General features: G+C 63.5%; 1 protein-coding gene. It reads left to right on the forward strand.

Going from position 1 to position 5,928, the window contains the following annotated elements:
* Nucleotides 1-2: 2 nt before the first annotated feature.
* Nucleotides 3-5,928 (forward strand): non-ribosomal peptide synthetase (locus BR41_RS20410; protein ID WP_035060897.1); only part of this gene is annotated, 5,926 nt, incomplete at its 3' end.

Raw genomic sequence — 5,928 nt, forward strand, 5'->3', positions numbered from 1 at the left:
AGATGGGTTCGAACACGGATACAAGCACGCTGGAACAGCTCAGGCGCGCCCTGAAGCTGAAAATGCTGAAGGAAAGCAACGAAGCAAAACGGCCTGAGACAAAAACGTCGATTGCGCCGGCAGACCGCAGCCAGCCCTTGCCTTTGTCGTGGTCGCAGCAGCGGCTGTGGTTCATTGAGCAGCTCGATGCCAACGCCAGTGCGGCTTATCACATGCCGGCGGCCTTGCAGCTGACCGGTCAGCTGGATCGCCCGGCGCTATGTCGTGCGCTGGATCGGCTGGTCGCCCGCCACGAGAGCCTGCGCACCACCTTCGCCCGCGTGGATGGCGAACCGGTGCAGGTGATCGCCCCGGCTGATGCTGGTTTGGCTTTGCAGGAGCAGGACTTGCGCCAGCTTTCCGCCGCCGCCCGGACTGCCGAGGTGCAGCAAGCCCTCGCCAACACGGCCAGCCAGCCTTTCGATCTGGCGCACGGCCCGCTGATTCGTGGCCAGCTGCTGCGACTGGCCGATGACGACCATCTATTGCTGATCACCCAGCACCACATCATTTCGGACGGCTGGTCGATTGGCGTGCTGGTGCGGGAAGTGAGCGCGCTCTATGCCGCTTTCCAGCAAGGCCAAGCCGATCCGCTACCGCCATTGACGATCCAGTACGCCGACTATGCCGTCTGGCAACGACAGTGGTTGCAAGGCGAGGTGCTGCAAACCCAGCGCACCTTCTGGCGCGACCATCTCTTGGGCGCACCCGCACTGCTGGAGTTGCCGACCGACCGGCCACGCCCGCCGACGCAGAGCTATCGCGGCAGCGCATTGGCACTGACGTTGCCACCTGCGCTCACGGCCGGACTCAAGCAGCTGAGCCAGCGCCATGGCGCCACCTTGTTCATGACGCTCCTCGCCGGCTGGTCGGTATTGCTGAGCCGCTGGAGTGGTCAAGACGACGTGGTGATCGGCACCCCGGTGGCGAATCGCCCACGGAGCGAGCTGGAAGGCTTGATGGGCTTCTTCGTCAACACTTTGGCACTGCGGGTGCGGCTGGATGGCAACCCCAGCGTGCAAACGGTATTGGCCCAAACCAAGGCCAGCACGCTGGCCGCCTATGGTCATCAGGACTTGCCATTCGAGCAGGTGGTCGATGCGTTGCAGCCGCCGCGCAGCCTGAGCCACAGCCCGCTGTTCCAGACGCTATTCGCGCTGAACAACACCCCGCACGGCAAGGCACTGGGTTTGCCGGGTTTGACACTGCAGGCGATCGACCCGCCGCGCAACACCACCCAATTCGATTTGTCGCTGACCTTGCATGAGGACGGTGCGACGCTGAGCGGCCAGCTGCAATACGCGACCGACTTGTTCGATGCGCAAACCATCGAACGGCTGGCGGGGCATTTCGAGACGTTGCTGGCCGGCATGGTGGCGAACGACCAACAGTCGGTCGGTCAATTGCCGCTGCTGTCTGCTGTGGAACGCCAGCAGGTGCTGCATGATTTCAATGCGACCCCGGCATCGGCTCATTTCCAGACCGATGCGCTGATCCATCAGCTATTCGAAGCCCAAGCGGCGCAACAGCCCGATGCCATCGCCCTGACTTGCGAAGATCAGACGCTCAGCTACGGCGCACTCAATGCTCGCGCCAACCAGCTGGCGCATCACCTGATCGCGCTGGGCGTGCGGCCGGATGACCGGGTGGCGCTGTGTCTGGATCGTGGCGTGGACTTGCTGGTCGGCCTGCTCGGCATCCTGAAGGCGGGCGGGGCTTACGTGCCGCTCGATCCGAATTACCCGGCTGAGCGTTTGGCCTACATGCTGAGTGATAGCCAACCGGTGGCGTTGGTGACGCAAGCCGGTTTGCTGGAGGCATTGCCAGCTATTGATGTGCCGGTCGTCGCGCTGGATTCGGCCAGTGGTCTGGCTGATCAACCGGCCAGCAACCCGGTCGTCGCGAACCTGACTGCCGAGCGTCTCGCCTACGTGATCTACACCTCCGGCTCCACCGGCCAGCCCAAGGGCGTGATGGTCGAGCACGGCAACGTGCAGCGCTTGTTCGCCACCACAGCCGAGCGGTTTGCGTTTGGCCCGACGGATGTCTGGACGTTGTTCCACTCCATTGCCTTCGACTTTTCGGTCTGGGAAGTCTGGGGGGCATTGATTTATGGCGGCAGGCTGGTGATCGTGCCGTCCTTGTGCGCCCGTTCGCCGCAGGCGTTCCACGAGTTGTTGTGCCGCGAGCAAGTCACGGTGCTGAACCAGACGCCAAGCGCCTTCCGGCAACTGCTGGTGGCGCAGGCCGCTGCACCAATGCCGCATGCGTTGCGGCGGATCATCTTTGGTGGCGAAGCGCTGGAGCTGCACGCCCTCGCGCCGTGGTTCGCGCACAACGACCCGGCGCAGACCGAGCTGGTAAACATGTACGGCATCACCGAGATCACCGTGCATGCCACCTGGCGCGTCATCACGCCGGCCGATGTGGCAGCCGGGCAGGGCAGCGTGGTGGGGCCGGCCTTGCCGGACTTGCGCGCTTATGTGTTGGACGCCTATCGCCAACCGGTGCCGGTGGGGGTGACGGGCGAGCTGTATATCGGCGGTGCCGGTGTCGCTCGTGGCTATCTCAATCGCCCCGAATTGACGGCCGAACGCTTCATCGCCGATCCGTTCCACACGGACGCCAAGGCACGCCTGTACAAGACCGGCGACCTGGGGCGCTGGTTGCCGAATGGGCAGATCGAATATCTGGGCCGCAATGACTTCCAGGTGAAGATTCGCGGTTTCCGTATCGAGCTGGGCGAGATCGAAGCGCAGCTAACGGCGTGTGCGGGCGTGCGGGAAGCGGTGGTGATCGCACGCGAAGACCAGCCGGGCGACCAGCGTTTGGTGGCCTATCTGATCCCGCAGGACGACATTGAATTGTCGGCCGGCGACCTGCGCCAACAACTGAGCGAATCCTTGGCCGACTATATGTTGCCAAGTGCCTTCATCACGTTGGAAACCTTCCCACTCACGCCGAACGGCAAGCTGGATCGCAAGGCGCTGCCGGCACCGGATCAGTCGGCGGTGGTCAGCCGTGCCTATGAAGCACCGCAAGGGGAAGTCGAGCAAGCCATCACGACGATCTGGCAAGACTTGCTGGGGCTGGAGCGTGTAGGCCGGCACGATCATTTCTTTGAGTTGGGCGGCCATTCGCTCATGGTCGTGGCGCTGATCGAACGGCTGCGCCAGCACAGTCTGGTGGCGGATGTACGGGCCGTTTTCAGTGCACCTACTGTGGCCGGGCTGGCTGCAGCGGTCACGGCCGGGGAGGGCAGCGATGCGCAAGCTGATTTCATCGTCCCGCCGAACCGGATTCCCGCTGACTGCACCATCCTCACGCCGGATTTATTGCCACTCGTCAACCTTAGCCAGACCGAGCTCGACAGCATCATCGCCGCCGTGCCGCAAGGCGTGGCGAACGTTCAGGACATCTACCCGCTGTCGCCCACGCAGGAAGGCATGCTGTTCTATCACCAGCTGGCGGAGAAGGGCGACGCCTACCTGATGCGCAGCACGCTGGCCTTTGATGACCGCGCCGAGCTGGATGGCTTTCTGGCCGCCTTGCAGACGGTGATCGACCGTCACGACATTCTGCGCACCAGCTTTCACTGGCAGGGGCTGTCCCGGTCGGTGCAAGTGGTACAGCGCCATGCGCCGCTGCCAATCGAGTGGCTGACGCTGTCGCCCGAGCAGCCGGTGCTGCCGCAATTGCTCGAACGCACCGACCCGCGCCAGTTGCGCCTGGACCTGACGCGCGCGCCGTTGTTGGCCGCCTATATCGCCCAAGATCCGCATAGCGACGAGTGGTTGCTTGCCTTGCTCGACCATCACCTCATCAGTGATAACTACACGCTGCAGCTGATCCTGGCCGAGATTCGCGCCCTGCGTGACGTTGCAACGGCCGCATTGCCGCCGCAGCTGCCCTACCGTAACTTCATTGCCCGCCTGGGTGCCGTATCGCCGGCCGCCCATGAAGCCTACTTCCGCGCCCGGCTCAGCGATGTGTCAGAACCGACCGCGCCGTTCGGCCTGATTGATACCCAGGGCGACGGCGATCAAGTCAACCAGGCACATCGCGTCATCGCTGCGGAAGCGGCCCGGCGCATCCGTCGCGGCGCGCAGCAACAAGGCGTGACTGCGGCTGTGCTGTTCCATATTGCCTATGCGCAGGTGCTGGCGCAGTGCAGCGGTCGGGATGACGTGGTGTTCGGCACCGTGCTGTCCGGCCGGCTGCAGGGCGGGGCGGAGCAGGCGCTTGGCGTCTTCATCAACACCTTGCCGATCCGCATCCCCTTGCTGGCCGATGCCCGCCAGTTGGCGCGGGCCACGCAGCAGGATTTGAGTGAACTGCTGCTACACGAACAGGCCCCCCTGACGCAAGCCCAGCGTTGCAGCGCCGTGCCAAGCGCGCTGCCCTTGTTCAATGCCTTGCTCAACTACCGCCACCCGCTGCTGGTGGCCGGCGACAACATGGCGCAGTTGACCGGCATGCGCCTGCTGAAGAGCGAGGAGCGCACCAACTACCCGCTCGTCCTCGCGATCGATGACCAAGGGCAGGAATTCATCCTTACCAGCCAATGCCGCGACGAGATCGACGCCGGCCGTTTTGCCGATTACGTGGTGACGGCTGTCACATCCTTGGTCGATGCACTGGAGCAGGCCGACCCTCGGCCCGTTGCCCGGTTCGGCATTCTATCTGCAGCCGAGCGCCAGCAAGTGCAGGTGGACTTCAATGCCACCGCAGTGGACTACCCAGCCGAGGCACTGATCCATCAGCTGTTTGAAGCCCAAGCGGCAGCGCAACCTGATGCCATCGCACTGGTGTGTGAAGACCAGACGCTGAGTTACGGCGAACTCAACGCCCGCGCCAATCAGCTGGCGCACCACCTGATCGGTTTAGGCATCCAGCCCGACGACCGCGTGGCGATTTGCGCGGAACGCAGCCTCGACATGGTTGTTGGCATGTTGGGGATCCTGAAGGCGGGCGGGGCGTATGTGCCGCTCGATCCGAGCTACCCGGCTGAGCGCGTGGCCTACATGCTGAGCGACAGCCAGCCGGTGGCGCTGTTGACTCACTCTGCGTTGCGGGAAGTATTGCCGACCCTCAATGTGCCGGTCGTGGCGCTGGATGACGCTGCTGTTCTGGCGCAACAGCCAAGCCACAACCCCGTCGTCCCCGGCCTGACGTCCCCGCATCTGGCCTACGTGATCTACACCTCCGGCTCCACCGGCCAGCCCAAGGGTGTGATGGTCGAACACCGCAATGTGCTGCGGCTGGTGATCCACAGTGCGTATGCACCGATCAGCGCAAAGGACTGCGTGGCGCACTGCGCCAACCCGGCCTTCGATGCCTCGACTTGGGAAATCTGGAGCGCCTTGCTCAATGGCGCCCGGCTGGTGGTGATTCCACAAGCGGTGTTGCTCGATCCCAACTTGTTTAGAGCCGTCCTGCAAGCAACCGCTGTCAACGTGCTGCATCTGACGATTGGCCTGTTCAATCAATACGCCGACGCGCTCAGCAGCGTCTTTACCCAGCTCGATTACCTGCTGTTCGGTGGCGAACAATCCGACCTGCGAACCGTCGCCCGCGTCCTGCGCGACAGCCCGCCACGGCAGCTGGTGCATTGCTACGGCCCGACGGAAACCACCACCTTTGCCACGACATACCAAATTAAAACGCTGGCCGAAGGCTTGCGTTCCGTGCCGATTGGCAAACCAATCAGCAACACGCAAATCCATGTGCTCGATGCACACGGTCAGCCGGTGCCGATTGGCGTGGCGGGGGAGATCTACATTGGTGGCGCGGGTGTCGCCCGTGGCTATCTGAACCGCCCCGACCTGACCGCTGAGCGCTTCGTTGCCGATCCATTCAGTAGTGACGTTTCTGCACGCTTGTATAAAA

It is taken from the genome of Andreprevotia chitinilytica DSM 18519 (assembly GCF_000711875.1).
Classification (GTDB): Bacteria; Pseudomonadota; Gammaproteobacteria; order Burkholderiales; family Chitinibacteraceae; genus Andreprevotia; species Andreprevotia chitinilytica.